Origin of the sequence: Sphingomonas sp. R647 (assembly GCF_020177055.1) — a bacterium.
Taxonomy (GTDB): Bacteria; Pseudomonadota; Alphaproteobacteria; order Sphingomonadales; family Sphingomonadaceae; genus Sphingomonas.
In genome coordinates, this window is the sequence record NZ_JAIQXT010000001.1 from 359,669 (window position 1) to 380,829 (window position 21,161).

Sequence of the window (21,161 nt, forward strand, 5' to 3'; positions counted from 1 at the left end):
ACCGGCGGAAAAGGGGCCGCCGGTTCCGGTTTTCCTTGGCGGGACCTCTGCAAACGCCAGCCTCTGAAAACGGACGTCACCAGATGAAAAAGAGCACCGCATTCGGAAGTCTGCTGCTTCTGACCTCGCAACTCGTCGCACCGCATGCACTTGCGCAAGCTGCGCAGGATGCGACCGCAGAGGCCGCGCCGCAGGAGGCCGGAGCCCCGCAGACCGACGAGGAAGAGGTCGAAATCTCCGCTCCAGGCGCTGGCGACACCAGCGATGAAATCGTGGTCATCGGCCGCAACATCCCCAACGTCATCAAGGCGACCCCGCAGGTCGTGTCGGTACTGTCGAGCGCGGATATCGCGCGCTCGGGCGAAGGCGACATCGCCGGCGCCCTGACGCGCGTCACCGGCCTCAGCGTCGTCGGTAACGGTTTCGTCTTTGTGCGCGGCCTTGGCGATCGCTATTCCTCATCGCTGCTCAACGGCCTGCCGCTGCCCAGCCCGGAACCGCTGCGCCGCGTGGTGCCGCTCGACCTGTTCCCGACGAACATCGTCGGTTCGGCGCTCGTCCAGAAAAGCTATTCGGCCAACTATCCCGGCGAGTTCGGCGGCGGTGCGATCAACATCACCACCCGCGCTGCGCCGCGCGACGGCTTTTTCGAGATCGAAGGGTCGATCGGGTTCGACACCGCGACCACCAGCGAGCTCGGCTACACCTATGATGGCGGCAGCCATGACGTGTTCGGCTATGACGATGGCGAGCGCAGCGTTCCTGCCTTCATCGTCGCGGCCGGCGCCAACGGCACTTCGGTCACCGATGCGGCTCAGCTGATGCAGCTGTCGAACGCGCCGACCACCGTCGTGTTTGAAAACAATCACATCCCGGCCAACTGGTCGGTCGGCACCAGCTTTGCCAAGACCATCGATGCAGGCGATGTCCGTATCGGCCTGATCGGCTCGGGCGGCCTGTCGAACAGCTGGCAGACCCGCGCGCAGAAGCAGCAGGTCGCGATCGGCGCCGATGGCGGCCTCGCCAGCGACTTCAACCAGATCACGACCGACAACCGCATCATCGCCAACGGCCTGCTGGGTATCGGCGTCGAGACCGGCGAGCATCTGCTGCGTTTCACCAACGTGTACATCCATGACACGTTGAAGCAGGCGATCATCGGCCTTGGCGACGAAGAGAATTTCGGCATCCCCGGCCAGTTCGGCGTGCCGTCGTTCGCGACCCAGAACACCAACTGGTTCGAGCGTCAGCTGTTCACCAGCCAGGTCGTTGCCGAGCTCGATTTCGGCGCAGTCGATGTCGATCTGCGCGGCGCCTATGCCAATACCAAGCGCAAGGCCCCCTACGAGCGCGCGTTCCGCTACGTCTGGGATCCGGTCGTCGACGACTATACCAACGCACTCAGCTCACCCAGCTCGGCGACGATCGCGTTCAGCGATCTGAATGAGGATCTTTGGACCGGCGCTGCCGACATCGCCTATGAGTTCGATAGCGCGCGGCCGATCACGCTTTCGGCCGGCTATGCCTATTCGGACACCGCCCGCCAGTCCTACCGCTATTTCTTCCGCTTCGTCGGCCCGAACAACGGCCCGGTGAACCAGACGGTGGCGCAGCAGCGGCCTGACTACCTGCTGTCGGACTATAACCTCCAGATCTACGGCATCACGCTGCGCAACGAATCGACCGGCACCGGCGCTGCGGCCTATGACGCCTCGCTCAAGGTCCATGCCGGATATGTGCAGGGTGAGGCCGAGCTGATGGACGGTCTCCGCCTCTCAGCTGGCGTGCGCTACGAAACCGCCAAGCAGCTGGTGCTGCCGACCGGCGCCGTCGCTGGGACCACCCTCGATAACGACTATTGGCTGCCCGCAGCCACCGTCACCTGGAACTTCGCGCCCGACATGCAGCTGCGCGTCCATGGGTCGAAGACGATCGCCCGCCCGCAGTTCCGCGAGCTCGCACCGCAGTTGTACCAGGATTTCGAGAGCAGCCGCCAGTTCATCGGCAACCCGCTGCTGATCGACTCGCAGCTATATAACGCCGAAGCTCGGTACGAATGGTTCTTCGCGCGTGACCAGCGGATCACGCTGGCGGGCTTCTTCAAGAAGATCGACAATCCGATCGAAGCGGTGGCATTCGTCGCCGGCGGCTCGACCTCGCTCCAGACCGGCTTCTCGAACGCACCGAGCGCCAAGCTGTACGGCGCGGAGATCGAGGCGCAGAAGCATATCGCGCTCGACACGCTGGGCGGCGGCTTCTTTGCCACCAAGCGGCTCGTGCTGATCGGCAACTACACCTACACCAAGTCTGAAATCGACTCGGGCAACCAGCTGGTGCCGAGCCCAATCCTCGGTGCTCCGGCGGTCCAGTCGTCGTTGCTGTTCGACGATGGCGCGCCGCTGGTCGGCCAGTCGGACCATCTGGTGAACTTCCAGATCGGGTTTGAGGACACCGCGTCGCTGTCGCAGCTGACGGTGCTGTTCAACTATGCCAGCGAGCGCGTCACCAACCGCGGACCCGTGGTCGAGGGCGTTCGCTTGCCCGACATCATCGAAAAGCCCGGCCTGACCATCGACCTCGTCGCGCGTCAGGGCTTTGAGCTGGCGGGCGCGGACTTCGAGCTGAAATTCCAGGCGCGCAACCTGACCAAGACGCGCTATCAGGAATATCAGACGTTCCCGAACGATGTCCGCGTCGACACCAACACCTATGATGTCGGCCGGAAATTCTCGCTGAGCCTCAGCGCGAAGTTCTGATCACCAGGGTACAACAAACGAAAGGGCCGTCCCGCCGGGGCGGCCCTTTTCTGTTCACCCCCAGGGACGTTCGCGAAACCACTTGGTGATGACGTACTTCGTTCCTGCGCGCACCTTCATCGCATGGTGCAGCGTCGAGGGGTTGGGCGTGCCGTTGGGCCGCAAATTGCTCCACGCGAGCAGCTTCCCCGGCTCGGGCTGGACCAGCTTGTCGATCGCCTTGAACCGGGTCGCGCCGCCCGCCTCGACCGCGTTGAGGTAGATCATCACCGTCCAGGTCCGCTGCCCCGACACCGCGCAGAATTTCTCGAAATCGACCCCGGTCGGCTCGAAATAGTCGGTATGCGCCTTGAACTCCTGTCCCACGGCATAGCGCTGGCCCTGCAGCGGCTCGCCATGTGCGGGATCGAGGCCGATAAAGTCACAGATCATCGCGTCGAGCCGCTGTGCCGCCGCGTCGTCCGCCGCCAGATCACAGGTTTCGCTGGTGCGGAACACGTCGTCGCCATTATAGTCCGAAATCGTCGACGGCCGCCGGTCGCGATCGATCATCGCCATCAGTTCGGCACAGAAGTCCGCGTCCAGAAACCCCTTGCGCATGAACAAGGTCAGCTTCGGCGTCGGCACCTTCTGGATGCGGGGCCGAGCGCTCAGGCGCTCAATCACGGGTTCGATCGGAAATCCGGCGGCGGGTGAGGGAGCGATCATCGCGCGGGTTTGCCAGAAGCGATTGCGCGCATCCAGAGGCGGCGCACGACTTAAAAGCGTCACCAAAACGCAGGCGAATTGTCACATCGACGCCATAGCGCAGCAACATGCGCGACGCCGACACGCTCGACCAACTGGTACAGGCCGCGATCGATGCGGGTATCCCTGCATTGCATCTGGTGCGGGAGGGGGAGGGTGTCCGTGTCCTCGTCCGCACCGTCGCCGGTCTGGCGCCGGTGCGCAGCGTCGTTGCGCGCGCAGACTGGATCGACGCCGCACAGGCGCTTCCCAATGCGACGCGGCGCGGGGACCGCGTCGTGATCGACCTGATCCATCGCAGCGCAGTGGTCGGCGGCTTTGCGGACCTCGGCATGCCCGGCTCAATGCGCGCGGCGATCGAGCGCGAGACACTGGCCGCAGGCGGGGTGATCCTGATCGCTTCGGACGATCCCGCGACACTGACTGCCGCGATGGCCGCCGCCGTCCACGCGCCCGGTGAGCGCCATATCGTGCACGTCGATGCCGATCGCGCCGATCTCGACGCCGCCGCGCGTATGGATTGCGACGCGATCCTGCTGCGCGCCGATGGCGACCGCGCGGTGCTGTCCGCTGCATTCGACCACGCCCAGCGCGGCGTCCGTATCGTGCTCGGCGTCGACGCGCCCGATGTCATGGCGGCAATCGCTAGCCTCCGCGCCGCACGCGTCGAGCGTCACCTGCTCGCGTTTGCGCTGCGGGTCGCGATTGCTGCGCGAGAGGAGCGGGGGCTTTGTCCGACCTGCCGCCGCCCGACTCAGGCGGCGGGCTCCGAATCGGCGTTGCTCGGGGTCGATCCGGGGACGGTGATCTACCGCGCCGCTGGCTGTGGCGCGTGCGACGGCACCGGCTTTGCCGGATCGGTCATGCTGTTTGAGACGGTCGCGGTCGATCCCGGTCTGCGCCGCTTGCTGGCTGAGGGCGGCGACATCGCGATTCTCGCGCGCCATGCCTTTGTCGGCACCCCGACCCTCGCCGGATCGGCGCGGGCGCTGGCGCGCGAGGGGCGAATCACCGCCGAAGCCGCCATCCGGATCGCCCGCGCGGCCGGGTCGGGGCCGGTTGCGGCCTCTGCACACCCGCATCTGTTGATGGCATGATCACAGGCGCTTGACGCTCGTTAGAGGCGCCGCTAAGCGCGCCCCTTCACGGCGATCGTAGTTCAATTGGTTAGAGCACCGGCTTGTGATGCCGGAAGTTGCGGGTTCAAGTCCCGTCGGTCGCCCCATTTTCCCACCCCCTGATATTTTGGGCTGGCGCTCGCCGGTGCGGAAGAATATTACGCGCCCTCGAAATATTCTTAGCCGACTGGAAGCGCCATGACCGCCGTGTGGGACCTGCCTGATTTCGATGCGCATGAGGGGGTTCACCTCATCACCGACCCTGCGAGCGGCCTGCGCGCGGTGATCGCGGTCCACTCGACCAATCTCGGCCCGGCGGCGGGCGGCGTGCGCTTCTGGCACTATGCCGATGGCAATGCCGCAATCACCGACGCGCTGCGGTTGTCGCGGGGCATGAGCTTCAAGAACGCCATGGCCAGCCTGCCATTGGGTGGCGGCAAGGGCGTCGTGCTCGCCCCCGAACCCGGCGCGACGATCACCGAGGCGCAGCTGATCGCGTTCGGTGAGGCGGTCGAGTCGCTCGGTGGTCGTTATGTGACCGCCGAAGATGTCGGCATGTCCGAAGAGCGGATGAAGGTCATCGCGACCCGCACCCGCCACGTCTCCGGCCTGCCCGTCGCGGGCGGCAACGCGGGCGGCGATCCGGGGCCGTTCACCGCGCTCGGCATCTATCTCGGCGTCAAGGCGGCGGCGAAGCGCGCGCTCGGCGCCGATTCGATGGCCGGCGTTCATGTCGCGGTGCAGGGTGTGGGCAGCGTCGGCGGCGGCCTCGCCCGCCGCCTCGCCGCTGACGGCGCCAAACTGACCCTCGCCGACGTCAACGCCGACAAGGCTCAGGCACTCGCCGCCGAACTGGGCGCGGACGTCGTCGCGGCTGACGCGATCGCCACGGTCGAAGCCGAAATCTTCAGCCCCAACGCCTTGGGCGCGATCCTGACAGAAGCCAGCATCGCGGCGCTCCAGTGCAAGGTCGTCGCCGGCGGCGCGAACAACCAGCTCGCCAAGCAGGGCGACGGCGCCCGCATCCACGCGCGCGGCATCCTTTACGCCCCCGATTACGTCATCAACGCTGGCGGCATCATCAATGTCGGCCTGGAATATCTCGGCCAGGGCGACCGCGCCGAGGTGGAAGCCCGCATCGCCCGCATCCCCGACCGCCTCACCGAGGTGTGGGACGAAAGCGACCGCACCGGCGACCCGGCAAGCGAAGTCGCGGACCGGATCGCGATGCGGCTGATCGGGCGGGGGTAAATCCGGATGCGCACTGTCTTCGGCACCGCCAGCGTGCGCCTCTACCATCTCAGTGAGCAGGATGCGGCCGCTGAGACCTTGTTCTACGGGCCGCTCAGCGAAGCACTCGCGATCGCGAGCCAGCAATCGGAAGACATCCAGGCCGGGTTGTGGCTCGCGACGGAGAACGACGTGGTTCCCTATCTCGATATGAGCGACGACTAGCCTGCCCCCAAAAGGTTCTGCAGACACCTCGACCAGCTACTTCCCAAGCGCCAGCGACTGTCACGCGGGCCATCATACCGCTCTGCGGCACCCGCGTTCATGAAGGATTTGCGGGGGCGCAACACAACGGCCGCACGCGCCTTGGAGTTCACCCTCCTCACGGTAGCGCGATCAGGGACCCTGCAGAACAAGCTGTGGACCGTGCCTGCCGCAAGGGGCAGGGCCAGACGACCTACAGCTATCACACGGGCGACGCCTCGTTACAGGGCGAGTAGAGCCAGGCCGGATCGGCGGCGGTGATGGCCGACGCGCAGGTGTCCGCTCGGGTTGATCTACTGCATTGCCCAATGCGTGTCCGCCTACCACCATTACGAGGCGTCCAGCCGCGTCAATCGCGGACGGGTAGCTCATGGCAGTGAGGACATGGTCAGGTTTCGGGAGGCCAACACGGGAACGCCGACGTTCGGCCCGCGGCTCGAAGTCTCAGCACGGCCCAATTTTTTGTCGTTCACGATTATCATGCGAGCCGGCATCTTGCTTCAACCTGCCGTCTAGCATCTGTCGTCGTCGCAGCTAGCGCCACCATTTCTCTGGGGGATCGTGCGCAAGTGCTGTTCCGCGAGGCGCAGAAAGTGCCCGATCGCCAAAGCGGACAGGAGGGCCGAGCGATATCGCGCCTGGACTTGCGGGCGATCCCATCCATGTTCGGGCCAGTCCGCCACCAGCTGCCGCATCGCGATCACATCGACCACCCGCGCTGCCGCATCGCTCGCCGCGATGGCCTCGACCTCCTCGACCAGGCGGTCGTGCGCCTCGACCATGCCGATATGCCAGTCGGACGCCTGAAGCCCGCGCGCGCGGGACATCCGGATCGCCTCAGGCAGCCGGTCCGCAAGTCCCACCCGCACCATGGCGGACGAAATTCCGTCGCGCAGATACTGGTCCTCGGGCACCGTGAGGCAGAACTCGGTCAGCCGCCGGTCGGCCGTCGGATCGCGGCGGTCGATCCGCCACTGCGCCAGCATTGCCTTGCCATAATTCGCGCCATCGCCGCGCTGCATTACCTCCACCCGTGCCGCAATACTGTCCCTACCGGCGGTCTGGTCGCCTGCGCGCGCGTGTCTCCAAGAAGGTCCCAGCGCGACACGACGCGACGGCGCGATCAGCCTGATTGCACCGGCATCGGGTGCCCGCCCCAGCGCGCCCGCGAGCCACCCCCATAACGCGGGTGGCATGTTCGGCCCGATGGCCAGCGCCGCGATGCTCCGCCACGGCTGCCCGTCGCGCGCCATCGCACGTGCCTCGCGCGCGAACGTGCGCCAGGCCCCACCAGCCAGCCAGGACGCGGGGCCAAGTTGGCCATTATAGCTGATCGTCATGTTGCCCTGCTGCCCGATCAGCAGCACGCCGATCCCGCGATCGCGCACGCCATCAAAGATCGCGTTGGCCCAAGGCTCGTTGGCAAGGTTACCGGCCGGAAGCTCGCTGTCTTGAAACAGTCGCGCCAGCCCGTCGAGCGGCGTGCGCCCGCGCGTGTCGATCCGGACATGCTCGACATTGGGGTAGCGCGCGGCGAGCGTCGCGGCGAGCGGGCCTTCATCGACGATCCGACCGGGGACGAAGCTGGCATTGAAGCCGGGGCGCGGGACCGCAGTAAAGGCAACCACGCGGCGACCGAGCGCGCCTTGCAACCGTGCCGCAGTCGCGGTCACCGCGCCGCTGTCGAGCCCGCTGCTGCACTGGGTGGCGACGGTCTCCGCGCCGCGCAGCCGCGCCTGCACCGCGCGATCGAGTTGCTCACGCAGCGCGGCGTGATAGTCTTCGGGGCGGGTCAGCTTCAGCCGGGTATGCGGGGCTTGCCAGCGCCACACCTCACGAACGCTCTGTTGATCGATCCGCAGGCAGCTGCCTCTCGGTACCTTCAGGACATGCTGGAAACAGCTCGCCTCGCGCGCGGGAAATATCCCGTCGAGCGAACGCGCGAGCAGGTCGGCATCTGGCCGATAGGGAACGTCATCAAGCGCGTGGAGCCCTTTGGGCATCGAGGCAAAGGCGATCAGGCTGCCGCTGCGATAATAATGAATCGGGCGGTCGCCGAACGGGTCGCGTGCGAGCAGCAAGGCGCGGTCCTGCACGTCCCAGATCGCGACGGCAAAATCGCCATAGAGTCGGTCGAAACAGCCGCTTCCCCAACGTTCGAACGCGGCGAGGACCAGCGCCGCATCGCTAAGGTCACGCGCATCAGGTTCGGCGATGCCGAGCGCGCGGGCGAGATCATCGCGTTCGTCAAGCCGTACATCGGCGACCAGCCGGTAACGCCCGCCGCCACCGGTCAGTGGCTGGCGGTCGAAGCGGTCTTCGGGCAGCATGTGCATCAGGTTGCGCCCGAGGCCGACACCCCCCGCGCTCCAGTCGCGCCGATCATCGGGGCCGTAACGTGCCTGGGCGTCGAGCATCCGCGCCAGCTTTGGCCCGACCGGACGGCCGTCATAGTAGCACAGGCCCGCGATTGCGGTCATCGCCCGGTCCCGTCGCTAATCGCGGTCGTGGACGATCAGGCCCGCCGCGAGCAGCTGAGGGATGACGCTTGCCAGGTCGCTTGCCGCCGCGTCACGCGTCACGTCGAACTTCGCGCACAGCGTACCGACCAAGGCCTCGAACCCGCTCCCGTCACGCAGATCGCCGATCAGCGCGCGCATCGCCCCCTTCAACCCGAAATATTTCGACGTTTCCATCGCCAGAATGACACTTTCATCGCCGACCTCAGCGATTATCAGGCTCTCCGACAGTCGAAAGCTGCCGTCGTACAACGCAACATCTGACATGAACTAAACCGACCGCATCTTGAGCGGGCCGGAAGCGACACCGCTGCGGCGGGCTAGCGGATGGGCCTGTTCGATGCAATTGCCGGGCGCAGCAGCACCAATCGGCGCGTAGACCACCCGCTCTTCCACTTTGACTCAATACCTTGGGCGCTTTAGTTATCACGCAAATTAGGGGGCGATGACTATGAATACGCATGAGGACGCGAAGCTGCCGTTCGAGCCGTCGGAGCTGGTCGAGCATGGCGACGTCAATACCTTGACCGAGAACCGTCTCTCCGGGGGTGCGCCCGGGGACGGCAATGGCGGTGGCGCCGGCTATTCCTGAACATCGTTGCGGGTTCTGAACAGAATAGCGGTCGCCTCACGGCGACCGCGTGGGAGCATTGCGTCATGCACGCACCGAAGCCGACTGCGGGAAGCTTCGTTGTTTCCGCGCTCGCCGATGCCAAGACCTTGCTCGCCAGTCCTGCCGTCGGGCCATGGGACGGCAGCGTCGCGCTGCAGCAGGTTCCCGGGCATTCGGCCAGCGCGGCGCTGATCGCGCGCGGGGTCGCGCTGCGCGCGCTGTGGATGTGGGGCAAGGATCGCGCGCGTCATGCCCGGGTGCGAAAGATTGCCGCGAACGCGCTCGCGCCGCGCGCGATCGCGGGGCTATTGGGCAAGAGTGCGACTTTGGCACTCGAACTCCTGACACCCGGGCGGGAAGACCAGAAGATGGAGCTGGTCGGCGAGTTCGTTGCCCCCCTCATTCGCCAGCCCTTTCTGGCGCATTTCGGTGTATGCGGTGCTCAGGCCGCGATGTTGCACGGGCATTTTGCCATGATGGCGCCGTTCGTGCGGTCGGTCGCCGCGGTGTCGAACGAGCCTGCGCCCTATTTCGCACTGGCTGCAGCCGCGCAGATGATCGACACGCTCTGGGAGGGGCCGCTGCCGCGTGAAGCGGTCGGTGCGCGGGTCATGATCGATGCGGTGAATGCGGGCGCGCTGACCCGCGACGAAGCGATATCCCATGCAATTTTGCTGATGTTCGGCAACGAGACCAGCGTCCAGGCGCTGGCCGGGCTGATCGCCCGACTGATCGAGCGACCTGATCTGTGGCACGCGGTCGCGTCGGGCGCGCTGGCAGTCGAAAAGCTGGTCGAAGAGGGAATCCGGCTAGGTCCGCCCACGAACATGACGCTGGTCCGTACAACGACCGCACCAGTCGACTGCGCGGGGATGACGCTGGCGGCGGGTACCGAGATCCGGATGCCGCTCGGCGCGCTCAACCGTGACCCCTGCGCCTTTGTCGATCCCGACACATTCGATCCCGAACGTGATGCGTCGAAGCACATCGCCTTTGGCGGGGGACCCAGCCTGTGTGTCGGTGCTCATCTTGCGCGCACGACTCTCTGCATTGCGATCCGCGCGCTTGTGACCGCCTATCCCGCGAGCCCCCAAGCACGTATTGTCCGCGATATGATCCGCACCCATGAGCAGGGCGTGGTCGCAATCCATGTCGACACCGCATGATGCCCACATCGATAAACGGGCTCAGTGTCGAGCGGGTCGATGGCGACACGCCCGCCCGCGCGGATCGCGATATCCTGTGGCGGGTCATCCGCGACGACGATTTGCCGTGCGAACCGCATGACGGCGTTTCATTCCTGCGCGTCGAGGGTGAGGCGGCCCCCGGCGGAATCGTTACGCATCATGTGTTCGGTACGCAGGGCCGAGTCCGCTGTCGCTTCAGCGTATCGCCCGATGGACGCGAGGTCGTAACCCGCGTCGCTCCACAAGTCGCGGAATGCGATGTGGTCGGGCTGTTCTGCGAGCCGGTGATGCGGACCATCCTGGTGCGCCGCGGACTTCCCTCGCTTCACGCGGCCGCCCTGTCGCGTGACGGCAGCACGATCGTGGTGATGGGGCACAAGGGGGCGGGCAAGTCGACATTGTCGGCGGCGCTTCAGCAACTTGGCTGGTCGGTAGTGGCGGACGATCTGGTGCGTGTCGCCGCGATCGACGGCGTGTGGCATTGCTTTGCCGGGCATCGTCAGACCAAATTGACGCCGGCGGCGGTGGCGCATTTCGGTGCGCAGGGCTTGAGCACGCGCTGGCGCTCAGCGACCGAGGGTGACGAGACCGATGACGGCAAGCTGCTGCTGCCGCCCGATCCGGACAGCGTCGCGCCGCCCGTGTCGCCGGTCACCGCGCTGTTGATCCTTGGCCCGCGCCGGCGCGATCTCGCCGAGGTCGAGTGCGTCCCGGCAACGGCGATCGAAGTGATGCGCGCGATGCTGGACAACGGCACGCCCGATCCGCTGGCCCCTGCGGGCGCGCCACCATCGCTCGACCCCGGCGTGATTTCGGGGCTTGCCGGTCAGGCGCGTATCTATCGCGTCACGCTGCCCGACCGACTTGCAAATCTGGCTGAATCGGCACGCAAGATTACGGCGCTGATGGGATCGTGAGCGGTGCGACGATGCACAGCGGGGGGGCGGCGCTTTCGCCGGTCGGTTGCCTCGCGCTGCTGTGGCCCGGATGCGACCCGGCGCTGGTCGATCCGGCCGCGCGACAGCGGATCGAGCAGGTCGTCGCGGGCTTCTCGTCGGTCCCGCGGATTGCGCTGGAGCTGCGCCTCGCCGATGGGGATCGGCGGATCGACCTCCACCAGCGGATCACGCGGGCGCATGGCGAACCCGCGCTCCTCGCTGCGCATCTGGCGGACGCGCCCAACGATCCGATCCGCACGTTTCTTATCGACTGGGCCGATGACACTGACGGGCTTGCCGGGGACATCGAACAGATCTTTCTGGAATGGGATGTGACGGACGCGCCCGGCGCGGTCGCGACCCCTGCTGTGTTCCTGCCCGTCGATTTACGGCGCGACCCCGCGACCGCGCGCCGATCGCGCCGCGCATTGGCGGTCGATCTGATTGACCGCCTCCAGCCGGGCGGAGCCGGGCGCCGCGCGGTGGAGGCGCTGTGCAACGCGCTGCCGCTGGATTTTTCGATCAGCCATGTCGGGGCGATGTCCGGGCGTGCGGCAGGGGTGCGGATCAATCTGCGCGCGGTCCAGCGCGGGACGCTAGGTGCGGTCCTTCAGGCGATCGGCTGGCCCGGCGAGATTGCGCCAGCGGTCACATGGTTCGACCGGCTGGCGGCGGCGAGCGACCGGGTGACGGTGGCGCTCGACCTCGATCGCGCGGTGCTGCCCCGGATCGGGTTCGAAGTATTTCTGGACGCCCCGCCCCAACAGGAGCCGCGCTGGGAGCAGCTGCTCGATATGCTGGTCGGCGCGGGGCTGTGCGCGCCGGACAAGCGCGCGGCGCTGCTGACGGTTTCGCGAACGCTGCTGCCCGAGGCACCGGGGCAGGCATGGCCGGCGCAATGGCTGCTGGCTGCGGCGGCGAGCGAGCCGACGCTGTTGCCGTGGTTCGAAGTACAGCTGTCGCACGTCAAGCTGACGCTGGGGCTGCAGGGCGCGGCCGAGGCAAAGGCCTATGTGTCGGCGCAGCATCACTGGTCGCGCAAGTCAACGCCACTTGCACCCGCTGAACCGCCGCGCAGTCGCGGTGAGGCGATTGAGGCTGCGGTCGGCTTCCTGCTCGCCGCACGCCGGCAGGATGACCTGTGGGATGATTTCAGGCTGGTCAACGGCAGCAGCGACGAGTGGGTGTCCGCCTTTGTCGGGCTCGCCCTCGCGCGACTCGAACGCCCTGCGCTCGCGGAATTTCTCGATCAGACGCGGCGCGCAATCGAAGCGCGATGGCGGCCAGGATCGGGCTGGGGCTATAACGCGGTCAGCCCGGCCGATGCCGACAGCACCGCCTGGGCGCTCAAATTTCTCAACGCCGTCGCGCCGCGATCGGGGTGCATTGACGGCGCGCGCGCGTTTCTGGCGTGTCACCGCCTCGCCGATGGAGGGATCGCGACCTATGCGCCCTCGACCCCGATCCGGATCGGCGCGATGGCGGTCGCGGCGCCAGGGTGGCGCGGGTCGCATGACTGCGTGGCGGCAAATGCAGCACCGCTGCTGGACGGGGCGCTCGACGGGTATCTGCGCGAGCGGCAGCAGCCCGAGGGGGGCTGGCACGCCATGTGGTGGAAAACCGACGCATTCGCCACCGCGCTGGCACTCGACAGCGTTGGTGCCGACGCGGCGGTGACGCAGCGGGCAATCGGCTGGGCACGGGCACAGAAATTGTCCACAGCGTCACCATTCGACCGCGCATGGCTGGCCTCGATCTTGATGCGCGGCGACAAGGACGATCGCGCCCGCGCCGCGGCGATGCTCGACCTGCTGGCGGCGGAACAGTGCGACGATGGAAGCTGGGTCGCAGGCGCGCCGATGCTGTTTCCGGCACCCGACTCGGCTGGGCGCGATCCGGGCGGCGCTGTGCTGCTCGACATCCGGCGCAGCTTCACCACGGCGGCGGTGCTGATGGTGATGGACCAGGCGGCGCGGCGCGACCGAGGCGGCGCATGACGCACGCGTCGCCCAAGGATATTCAGCGCGCGATCGATTTTCTCGCGCGGGCGAAAGACCTTCCGCTGCAGGGGGCCGCACCGCCGCAGATTGACTATGCACACCTCGTCGCGCTCGCCGCCGCGCAGGGGATCGCGCTCGACGCGGCGTCGATCGAGCAAGGCTTTCGGCTGATGATGCGGGCGCGCAGGGTGACTTCCTGACGCGATGGAGATGACGCGACAGGATTTGCGCTCCGGTGCAGCAGAGGCCGATACCAGGCCGCAGACCGCGTCAGTTCAGCCAAGGACGCGGACTCGATTCGAATCGACCGCGATCCCGACCTGCTCCCCCGGCCGCGGCGCATCGCCCCGGACGCAGAGGGAGAAGTTGATTTCGGCAATCCGCAGCATCACGTCGGTCGCGTCCCCGGAGAACCGGGTTTCGATCACCTCGGCACGGATGGGCGACGTCTCGCACAGGGCAAGGGCATCGGGACGCGCCATCACCACCGCGTCGCCATCTGGCTGCCCCCCCGCGTCAAACGTCCCGATCACGCACTGGGCGACCCCGGCCCGAACGTGCGCTCGAAAGACCAGCGACTCTCCCAGCAATCGCGCGGCCGCCACCGACACAGGGGTGCGATAACAATCCTCCGGGGTTCCCGTCTGCAACACCTGTCCGTGCGACATCAGGATCAGATGATCGGCCACCTGCATCGCTTCGCGCGGGTCATGGGTGACGATCAGCACGCTCGTCCCGGTCGCGCGCAGATCGGTCAGCACCGCCGCCCGCACCTCGGCGCGCAGCTGGCCATCCAGGCCGGAAAAGGGTTCGTCGAGCAGCACCAGGGCCGGGTCGCGAGCCAGCGCGCGGGCGATCGCCACCCGCTGCTGCTCACCGCCCGACAGGGTGTGCGGCCAGGCATGCGCCAAATGCTCGATATGAAAGCGCGCGAGCATCGCTTCGACCCGCACCGCGCGCTCTGCATTCGGGCGACCGCGCAGACCAAAGCCGATATTGTCGGTGACGTTGAGGTGCGGAAACAGCGCGAAGTCCTGAAACACCAGCCCGACCCCGCGATCCTCCGGTGCGATCGCCCGCCCGGGCTGCGAGGCGATCGTGCCGCCCAGGTGGATTTCGCCGCCATCCACTGGCTCCAGCCCAGCGATCATCCGCAGCAGCGTGCTCTTGCCGCAGCCCGACGGGCCGAGCAGGCAGGCGACGCCGCCGGCCGTCAGGGTAAAGCTGGCGCCAGTCACCGCCTGCCGATCGCCATAGCGGCGCGAGACGGCGCGAACGTCTAGGACAGGGTGGGTCATCCGCTTGCGCCTACGTGCCGGGCCGCGCCCGCGCAATCCGGCGCGTGAGCCATGCAACCGCAGGCAGCGACAGCGCGACGATCAGGATCGAGGGCAGCCCGGCCTGGCCCAGCCGCTCGTCGAGCGCGTAGTTGCTGGCGATCACCGCCAGCGTATCGAAGTCGAACGGTCGCAGGATCAGCGTCGCGGGCAGCTCCTTGAGCACGTCGATGAACACGATCAGAGCGGCGGTCAGCATCGCACCCCGCGCCACCGGAAGCTCGACCGCAAAGGCGGCGCCACTCTCGCTGCGCCCAAGCGTCCGGGCCGCCTGGATCATCGACGGGGTGACCCGCGTCAGGCCTGCGTCGATCGGTTCGAGCGCGGCCGCCATCAGTCGTGCGGCATAGGCATAGACGAGCAGGACGATGCCCACCGCCGTGCCCGATCCCGGCAACAGCCCCCAGATGATCCCCGCCGGCGCGAGCAACCCGATCGCCATCACCGCGCCCGGCGTCGCATAGCCAAGGCTCGCCAGCCGTCCGGCGAGCGGCAGCCGCCGGGTTCCGAGCGCAAGCATGGTTGCCAGGGTCACGGTGACGATCGCGCCAGCGATGCCGAGCGACAGGCTGTGGCTTGCCGCCCGGGTTAGGCGCGGCCAGTCGGGCGTGGTTCCGGCGACATTCCAGACGAGCCAGCCGACCGGAAGCACGAGGCCCGCGATCAGCAGGACCGCGCAAAATCCAGTTGCCATCCAGGCCCAGGGTCCCGCGAGCGGCCGGACCGGCATGTCGCGCCAGCGCCCCCGTCCTGATTCATGCGTGCTGCCCCTGCGCCCCTGCCGTTCGATCCACAGCAACAGTGCCGCCGCCGCCAGCAGCGGGAGCGCGAAGCGTGCGGCGCTGACCGTCGACCCATAGACCGACCAGGCGCGCACGACCCCGGTGGTGAGGGTCTGGACGCTGAGAAACTGGACCGCGCCATAATCGGCGAGCGTCTCCATGACTGCGAGCGCGACGCCCGCGGCGAGCGCCGGTCGCGCCATCGGCAGCGCGACCCGCCACAGCGCCTGTGACCCGCTGCAGCCGAGCATCCGCGCGGCTTCGAGAATGTTGACCGACTGGTTCACGAAAGCGGCGCGCATCGCGAGATAGACATAGGGATAGAAAGCGCAGGACAGCACGAACGCCGCCCCGCCGCTGTTGCGGAGCCCGAACGGCAGGTCAAAGCCAAGATCGGTGCGCATCCAGCTGCGCAACGGCCCCGCGACATCGAGCAGATCGGCATAGCCATAGGCCAGCGCAAAGGCGGGGACGGCGAGCGGGAGCGCGAGCGCCCAGGCGAACAGGTCGCGCCCGGGAAAACGGTGCATCACCACCAGCCAGGCCGCGACCGTGCCGGTGACCGCAGTGGCAATACCGACGAGCAGCGCAAGCCAGGCGGAGGTAGCGGCATAGCGGACGATGTCGCGCCCGGCGATGTCTGCGGTCTCGCTGCCCAGCGCGGCGAACACCACCCCGATCAGCGGCAGCGCGACGGCAATCCCGGCCACCCCTGCAAGGGCGGCCGGGATCGAGATGCGCGGAAAAACGCGTTGGCGCGGCGCCGTCAGCGCCAACCCGCCGCGCTCATCATCGACTGGGCCTGCGGCTGACGCGCCGCGAAGGCGGCGACGCTCATCGGGTTGGCGGTAAACGTCGCATAGGCGTCCACCGGGGGCGGTGCCGGCACGTCGGGCGACGCGGGATATTCGTTATTGTTCTTTGAGATATGCGTCTGGCTGTCGGCAGAGGCGAAGAATTCGAGCAGCTTGAGCGCATTCGCCTTGTTCGGCGCATTGGCCGCGACGCCGCCGCCGGAGATGTTGATATGCGCGCCCTTGCCGTCGAGGCTGGGAAAGCCAAGCTTCACCTTCTGCGTGACCGCGCGATCCGCCGCGTCTTCGCCGGTGGCCATCCGCACATAATAATAGCTGTTGGTCAGCGCGACTTCGCACACGCCTGCGCCCACCGCCCGGATCTGGTCGCGGTCGCCGCCCTCCGGGGGGCGTGCCATGTTGGCAACGACGCCCTTGACCCATTGGTCGGCGCGCTCCGGTCCCCAGGCCTCGATCAGCGCACCGACGAGCGAGAGGTTATAGACGCTGTCGGACGAGCGGACGCAGATCTTGCCCTTGAAGCGCGGGCCAGCGAGCTTGGCGTAGTCGTCAATCTCCTCCGGCTGCACCTTCGACGCGTCATAGGCGACAACGCGCGCGCGGCGCATGAAGCCGTACCAGTTACCGCCGGGTTCGCGCAGGTTGGCCGGAATGCGCGCGGTCAGCGTCTCGGACTGAACCGGCTGGAACAGGCCCGCCTGCTGCGCGCGCCACAGGGCACCGGCATCGGCGGTGATGAACAGGTCTGCGGGGCTGTTCGCGCCTTCGCTCTTCATCCGGGCGATGAGTTCGTCGGGGCGCCCTTCAATCCGGTTGATCTTGATCCCGGTCTCACGCGTGAACCGCTCATACAGCGCATTGTCGCTGTCATAATGGCGGGCGGTGTAGAGGTTGACGACCTGCTCGCCCGCGGCTGCACTGCCGTCCTTGGCGCCGTCCGAACAGGCGGAGGTCAGCGCGAGCGTGAAGGTGGCGGCGACGGCAAAAAATCTCGACACATCAACTCCAGTCGATCGTGGATGACCTCGCCGCCCTAGAGCAATTGCAATCGATTCTCAACAACTGCGCGGCGGATTGTGGATGCATCCTTCTGCGTCAGGGATGGGACCACAGCGATCGTTCGGCAGCGTAACGCGCTATCTGATGAGCGTGCGCTGACGGACTTCTGCAAATCCACCCGGTTCCGCAGCGTCTCTATTCTGCACATGGCACACTCGATCCAGCCGGCGCGCGCGACGGCGGCTGACGCACAGCTCCGCACGCCGCCGCGACGGCCGTCCGGCTTCGAGAGTGCGTAATCGTGCGCTCTTGGCTGAGCGGGCAGGCGCGTCCCGCTTGAGGATGCGGCGGTCAGCGCATTGCGCTGGCGTTGCTGGTCTCGGCCGCAGCCAAGTAAGGGTGGGTGTCGTTGCCTTCGATCCCGTCGCCGCGGGCCGCAACCGGCGTCGCCGGTCCTTCGCGTCGTTACGGCCCCTTCGGGTGCAGCCCCTCCGATCGGCGGAACTGCCAGTCCGCTCCTTGCCGCCCCCTTCGTCGGATCGCGCGGTTGGGAAGAAGGGGCAGTGGCATCGAACTCGAACCTATCGAACTCGCCAACCTGTCTGTTGCAGGAGCAGTTTTTCCAAGGCTGGCTCGCATCGCTGCGGGCGTAATTCCCATGTCCAGAACGGGGTAGGTTCCCGAATGGCAGGAAATCGCGACGCCGGCGGAATAGCTGCCGTTCAGGTGCCCACCCCATTGCGGACGTTAGCGGGACGGCTTGGAGCGGGTTCGCCGCTCAATGCTGCAGAAATTATAGCGGCTGGTACCCAAACAATCTTGGAGCGCGACTTTAGGAGATTGTACCCAGGTGCAAAAAGCCGCAGGCAGACGGCTTGAGGCGTCTTGCTCAGGTCGTAGCTGGGTAACCGAATTTGTCCGGGCTGTGTTGCGGCGCTAGCATGATGAGCGACGGGTACGTAAATTCGGTAATGGAACTGCCCGTCTATTCCCGGTCGTAAGGGTGGTGCCATTGATGGTACGCCTAAGTCACCGCCGCTGTCACTGAATGGCCCGAAGGCGATTATGCCTTTTCCATCGCGCTGCGGGCAGAAATCCGCATCCACATACAGGCCATCGATCTCCTCAGATAAAGCCGTGAGGCTCGTGTCCGAAGCCAAGCGGACTTCCAGAAATTGGCCATAGTTGGTGGATGCTTCGTCAGAGAGGGGCACATCGGTCGCGATGCCCACGGTCTCTACAACGTACTCACCGAGATCCTGCCCGCACCCGCTAAGCAGGAGGAGCGCCAAAATGGCTGGGAGCGGCAGCGCGATACTCACGACTCGTGCTGTAGCGACCGGAGAGGCAGCTTCCCACCCATCATTCGACGTTCGCTCGCTCGTAACACAGTCCCATCAGCGCACGGGCTGCAAACGACCCCCGAGGCGACATTTGCATACCCCTCTCCGCGCCCAAAAACTGAAATTGGCAAAGCCATTTCTTGGCGCCAACCCCCCAAGGAACTGACTTTAGCCGGCGTCTGTGGTGTAGGCCCCTGACCGGGATTGTCTGTTTCGTTGTCGAGACAGAAGGATAATGTGGCGTGGATGCGAACCCTTGGTATTGCCTGTGCGCTGGCGGCGCTGATCGTCCGGCCTGTGCTTGCGGCTGAGCGTTGGCCCTATGGGGATGCGGCGGTAGCGGCGTTTCAAAAGGGTGATTTCGCCGCGGCGCTGACGGCATTGCGCGGTGAACTGGCCAAATGCGACGAATCAAAACCAGCGGCAGACGAATGTCTGAACCTGCTTCTCGCGCTGTCCAACATAGCGGGACAAGCCGGCGATCCAAAAACGGGCGAGGGCTATGCCCGTAGTGCGCTGTTGCTTGCTACCCGCACGTTGCCAGAAGGGCACCCGGAAATTGCGACGGGCTGGAACAATCTGGCGCTTAATATCAGCTCACAGGGGCGGTATGCGGAAGCTGACCCGCTGTATCGTAAAGCACTGGCGCTGCGCGAGGCTGCACTGCCAGCGGGCCATCTGGACATCGCGAAAAGCTGGAACAACCTGGCGGCTAACATCGAGTCACAGGGGCGGTATGCGGAAGCCGAGCCACTGCATCGCAAGGCGCTGGCACTCTACGAAGCGGCGCTGCCAGCGGGGCACCCCGACATTGCGATGAGCTGGAACAATCTGGCGGCCAACATCGGTTCACAGGGGCGAGATGCGGAAGCCGAGCCGTTGTACCGCAAGGCGCTGGCGCTGCTCGAAGCGGCGCTGCCAGCGGGGCACCCGTACATCGCGACGAGTTGGAGCAATCTGGCGACAAACATCGGTTCACAGGGCCGATATGCGGAAGCCGAGCCAGTGCTTCGTAAGGCGCTGGCCCTCCGCGAGGCAGCGCTGCCAGCGGGGCACCCGGACATCGCGTCGAGTTGGAACAGTCTGGCGGCCAACGTCGACGCACAGGGTCGGTTTGCGGAAGCCGAACCGCTGTATCGCAAGGCGTTGGCGCTGTACGAGGCTGGGCTGCCAGCGGGGCACCCCGACATTGCGATGAGCTGGAACAATCTGGCGCACAGCATCAACCGACAAGGGAAGCATGCAGAAGCCGAGCCGCTGTATCGTAAGGCGCTGGTGCTGCGCGAGGCGGCGCTGCCGGCGGGGCACCCGAGCATCGCGTTGAGCTGGCACAATCTGGCGGCCAACATCGCTTCACAGGGGCGATATGCGGAAGCCGAGCCACTGTATCGCAGGGCACTTGCGCTGTACGAGGCGGCGCTGCCAACGGGGCACCCGGACATCGCGACGAGCTGGAGTAATCTGGCGCATAATATCAACGCACAGGGTCGGTATACGGAAGCGGAATCGCTGTTTCGCAAGGCGCTGGCGATCAGGGACGGGCTGGTGAGATCGCATCCGGATCGCATCGTGGGATATTGGGCGATGGCGGCAAATATTCAGGTGCAGCGCAAGGGCGCTGCGGGTGTGCGCAGCCTGTATCGGGAGGCCGAGCGCGGGGTCGTGGAGCGGGTAGCATCGTTTCGTGATTTCGGCCCGGCGGCTCAAGCGGAATTGCGGGCATATCGACCGATTTATACCGGGCAGGTGCGGGCGGCGTGGGATCTGGCGGCTGGCGCGCGTTAAAGCGATGCGCGACTGGCCGGGATTATCGGCTACATCGTGGTCACCGCGTTCAAACGCCTTGGTTCCGGGATGCTGGCACTGAATGTCAGCGAGCGCGTTTTGGCGACCTGAAGTGGACTATCTGGAAGTCACCCAGTTCGAGCCCTTCCCGGTGGACCTCCACTATCCCAAGACCGACCAGGCAGCTACGGCCCCAATTCCGCCCGAAGCCGACTTTCTTGTGTCGACACCGTTGTTGTCATCGGCGTCCGCTGCCAGACTAACAAGATGAACAAGCTCGCGACCCTCAGCTTTTGCATTGTTCTTGCGGTTGGATCGACCGCGACTGCGGGCAACGCTCGAATCGACACGCAGGAGTTGCAATGGGTTAGTGGCTATCTCGACGCGCATTGGGAGTATCCGAATTTCTTGCCGGACAAGCGTACGGACCTGAAGATCATGGGTTTTCTGATAAATGAGGGCCAATGGCGGAAGGTCTATTCCGATCCCGTGAACTATGCATATGTTCACCGACCTAATGAGACGATTTGCTTTCGTATCGTCGGCCAGGGATTTGTCGCCCCTCGCAGACCGACTTACATGCAGCCGTGGGAGGGGAGCCAGTTTGTTTTCAGCAAGATCACGAAACTGAAGCGTCTCGCATCTTCTCAAGAATGCGCCTCACGCATGAAGCGGAAAGTCCGCTAGCCACCCAGTTGTGGACATTCTGCGCCCATCGAAGCTTACCT

17 protein-coding genes and 1 tRNA gene are annotated in these 21,161 nt (G+C 66.1%); 12 read left to right on the forward strand and 6 right to left on the reverse strand.

All coding sequences use genetic code 11. The features are described from left to right. Window positions 1-83: 83 nt before the first annotated feature. Window positions 84-2,756 carry a TonB-dependent receptor domain-containing protein gene (locus K9B35_RS01595; protein ID WP_224920053.1) on the forward strand — a complete coding sequence of 891 codons (2,673 nt, stop codon included), beginning with the start codon at window positions 84-86 and terminating at the stop codon, window positions 2,754-2,756. A 54-nt stretch (window positions 2,757-2,810) separates the two neighbouring features. On the opposite strand, the gene K9B35_RS01600 is transcribed toward K9B35_RS01595, so the two are convergent. Then, window positions 2,811-3,464, reverse strand: a complete 654-nt coding sequence (locus K9B35_RS01600; RefSeq protein WP_224920054.1) for a prolyl hydroxylase family protein — start codon at window positions 3,462-3,464, stop codon at window positions 2,811-2,813. 107 nt (window positions 3,465-3,571) lie between these two features. Between K9B35_RS01600 and K9B35_RS01605 the strand changes: the two genes are divergently transcribed. The 4 genes from K9B35_RS01605 to K9B35_RS01620 all read left to right on the forward strand — a co-directional run bounded on the left by K9B35_RS01605 (window position 3,572) and on the right by K9B35_RS01620 (window position 6,076). Continuing rightward, the gene (locus tag K9B35_RS01605) at window positions 3,572-4,600 is read left to right on the forward strand and encodes a hypothetical protein (protein WP_224920055.1); all 1,029 of its coding nucleotides are present in this window, start codon (window positions 3,572-3,574) and stop codon (window positions 4,598-4,600) included. A 51-nt stretch (window positions 4,601-4,651) separates the two neighbouring features. Then, window positions 4,652-4,728, forward strand: a tRNA-His gene (locus K9B35_RS01610). Between the two features lie 91 nt (window positions 4,729-4,819). Beyond that, on the forward strand, window positions 4,820-5,872 hold the full coding sequence (locus K9B35_RS01615; RefSeq protein WP_224920056.1) for a Leu/Phe/Val dehydrogenase: 1,053 nt from the start codon (window positions 4,820-4,822) through the stop codon (window positions 5,870-5,872). A gap of 6 nt (window positions 5,873-5,878) precedes the next feature. Then, complete coding sequence (locus K9B35_RS01620) at window positions 5,879-6,076, forward strand: hypothetical protein (RefSeq protein ID WP_224920057.1); 198 nt, start codon at window positions 5,879-5,881, stop codon at window positions 6,074-6,076. 551 nt (window positions 6,077-6,627) lie between these two features. Here the strand turns inward: K9B35_RS01620 and K9B35_RS01625 are convergent. Together K9B35_RS01625 and K9B35_RS01630 are read right to left on the reverse strand one after the other, a co-directional pair. Then, the gene (locus K9B35_RS01625; RefSeq protein WP_224920058.1) at window positions 6,628-8,595 is read right to left on the reverse strand and encodes an asparagine synthase-related protein; all 1,968 of its coding nucleotides are present in this window, start codon (window positions 8,593-8,595) and stop codon (window positions 6,628-6,630) included. Between the two features lie 15 nt (window positions 8,596-8,610). Continuing rightward, complete coding sequence (locus K9B35_RS01630) at window positions 8,611-8,901, reverse strand: PqqD family protein (protein WP_224920059.1); 291 nt, start codon at window positions 8,899-8,901, stop codon at window positions 8,611-8,613. Window positions 8,902-9,079: 178 nt separating this feature from the next. On the opposite strand from K9B35_RS01630, the gene K9B35_RS01635 reads away from it, so the two are divergent. The 5 genes from K9B35_RS01635 (at window position 9,080) to K9B35_RS01655 (ending at window position 13,572) form a co-directional block, all read left to right on the forward strand. Then, window positions 9,080-9,226, forward strand: coding sequence for a hypothetical protein (locus K9B35_RS01635; RefSeq protein ID WP_224920060.1), 147 nt, complete (start codon window positions 9,080-9,082; stop codon window positions 9,224-9,226). A gap of 65 nt (window positions 9,227-9,291) precedes the next feature. Next, entirely contained in the window at window positions 9,292-10,413 is a 1,122-nt protein-coding gene (locus tag K9B35_RS01640; protein ID WP_224920061.1) for a cytochrome P450, read from the forward strand. Further along, the gene (locus K9B35_RS01645) at window positions 10,413-11,351 is read left to right on the forward strand and encodes a hypothetical protein (RefSeq protein WP_224920062.1); all 939 of its coding nucleotides are present in this window, start codon (window positions 10,413-10,415) and stop codon (window positions 11,349-11,351) included. Before K9B35_RS01640 ends, K9B35_RS01645 begins: the two co-directional genes overlap by 1 nt. Next, complete coding sequence (locus K9B35_RS20255) at window positions 11,348-13,369, forward strand: prenyltransferase/squalene oxidase repeat-containing protein (protein ID WP_224920063.1); 2,022 nt, start codon at window positions 11,348-11,350, stop codon at window positions 13,367-13,369. Before K9B35_RS01645 ends, K9B35_RS20255 begins: the two co-directional genes overlap by 4 nt. Further along, the gene (locus K9B35_RS01655; protein ID WP_224920064.1) at window positions 13,366-13,572 is read left to right on the forward strand and encodes a hypothetical protein; all 207 of its coding nucleotides are present in this window, start codon (window positions 13,366-13,368) and stop codon (window positions 13,570-13,572) included. The genes K9B35_RS20255 and K9B35_RS01655 overlap by 4 nt, the downstream gene beginning before the upstream one ends. A gap of 75 nt (window positions 13,573-13,647) precedes the next feature. Here K9B35_RS01655 and K9B35_RS01660 read toward each other — a convergent pair whose 3' ends face one another. Genes K9B35_RS01660 through K9B35_RS01670 form a run of 3 tightly spaced genes read right to left on the reverse strand, consistent with a single transcriptional unit; the run spans window position 13,648 to window position 17,304 of the window. Then, on the reverse strand, window positions 13,648-14,670 hold the full coding sequence (locus tag K9B35_RS01660; protein ID WP_224920065.1) for an ABC transporter ATP-binding protein: 1,023 nt from the start codon (window positions 14,668-14,670) through the stop codon (window positions 13,648-13,650). 10 nt (window positions 14,671-14,680) lie between these two features. Further along, window positions 14,681-16,201 carry an ABC transporter permease gene (locus K9B35_RS01665; protein ID WP_224920066.1) on the reverse strand — a complete coding sequence of 507 codons (1,521 nt, stop codon included), beginning with the start codon at window positions 16,199-16,201 and terminating at the stop codon, window positions 14,681-14,683. Between the two features lie 56 nt (window positions 16,202-16,257). Beyond that, window positions 16,258-17,304 carry an extracellular solute-binding protein gene (locus tag K9B35_RS01670; RefSeq protein WP_224920067.1) on the reverse strand — a complete coding sequence of 349 codons (1,047 nt, stop codon included), beginning with the start codon at window positions 17,302-17,304 and terminating at the stop codon, window positions 16,258-16,260. 1,548 nt (window positions 17,305-18,852) lie between these two features. On the opposite strand from K9B35_RS01670, the gene K9B35_RS01675 reads away from it, so the two are divergent. Beyond that, window positions 18,853-20,433, forward strand: a complete 1,581-nt coding sequence (locus K9B35_RS01675; RefSeq protein ID WP_224920068.1) for a tetratricopeptide repeat protein — start codon at window positions 18,853-18,855, stop codon at window positions 20,431-20,433. 267 nt (window positions 20,434-20,700) lie between these two features. Next, window positions 20,701-21,120 (forward strand): hypothetical protein, encoded by a 420-nt coding sequence (locus tag K9B35_RS01680; protein WP_224920069.1) that lies wholly within the window; start codon window positions 20,701-20,703, stop codon window positions 21,118-21,120. Window positions 21,121-21,161 lie beyond the last annotated feature (41 nt).

What these genes read in the sequence shown, in the direction of transcription:
- K9B35_RS01660 (WP_224920065.1), bottom strand. Translation starts at nt 14,670, where the DNA reads ATGACCCACCCTGTCCTAGACGTTCGCGCCGTCTCGCGCCGCTATGGC.
- K9B35_RS01625 (WP_224920058.1), bottom strand. Translation starts at nt 8,595, where the DNA reads ATGACCGCAATCGCGGGCCTGTGCTACTATGACGGCCGTCCGGTCGGG.
- K9B35_RS01600 (WP_224920054.1), bottom strand. Translation starts at nt 3,464, where the DNA reads ATGATCGCTCCCTCACCCGCCGCCGGATTTCCGATCGAACCCGTGATT.
- K9B35_RS01635 (WP_224920060.1), top strand. Translation starts at nt 9,080, where the DNA reads ATGACTATGAATACGCATGAGGACGCGAAGCTGCCGTTCGAGCCGTCG.
- K9B35_RS01595 (WP_224920053.1), top strand. Translation starts at nt 84, where the DNA reads ATGAAAAAGAGCACCGCATTCGGAAGTCTGCTGCTTCTGACCTCGCAA.
- K9B35_RS01630 (WP_224920059.1), bottom strand. Translation starts at nt 8,901, where the DNA reads ATGTCAGATGTTGCGTTGTACGACGGCAGCTTTCGACTGTCGGAGAGC.
- K9B35_RS01640 (WP_224920061.1), top strand. Translation starts at nt 9,292, where the DNA reads ATGCACGCACCGAAGCCGACTGCGGGAAGCTTCGTTGTTTCCGCGCTC.
- K9B35_RS01680 (WP_224920069.1), top strand. Translation starts at nt 20,701, where the DNA reads ATGAACAAGCTCGCGACCCTCAGCTTTTGCATTGTTCTTGCGGTTGGA.
- K9B35_RS01620 (WP_224920057.1), top strand. Translation starts at nt 5,879, where the DNA reads ATGCGCACTGTCTTCGGCACCGCCAGCGTGCGCCTCTACCATCTCAGT.
- K9B35_RS01615 (WP_224920056.1), top strand. Translation starts at nt 4,820, where the DNA reads ATGACCGCCGTGTGGGACCTGCCTGATTTCGATGCGCATGAGGGGGTT.
- K9B35_RS01645 (WP_224920062.1), top strand. Translation starts at nt 10,413, where the DNA reads ATGCCCACATCGATAAACGGGCTCAGTGTCGAGCGGGTCGATGGCGAC.
- K9B35_RS01605 (WP_224920055.1), top strand. Translation starts at nt 3,572, where the DNA reads ATGCGCGACGCCGACACGCTCGACCAACTGGTACAGGCCGCGATCGAT.
- K9B35_RS01655 (WP_224920064.1), top strand. Translation starts at nt 13,366, where the DNA reads ATGACGCACGCGTCGCCCAAGGATATTCAGCGCGCGATCGATTTTCTC.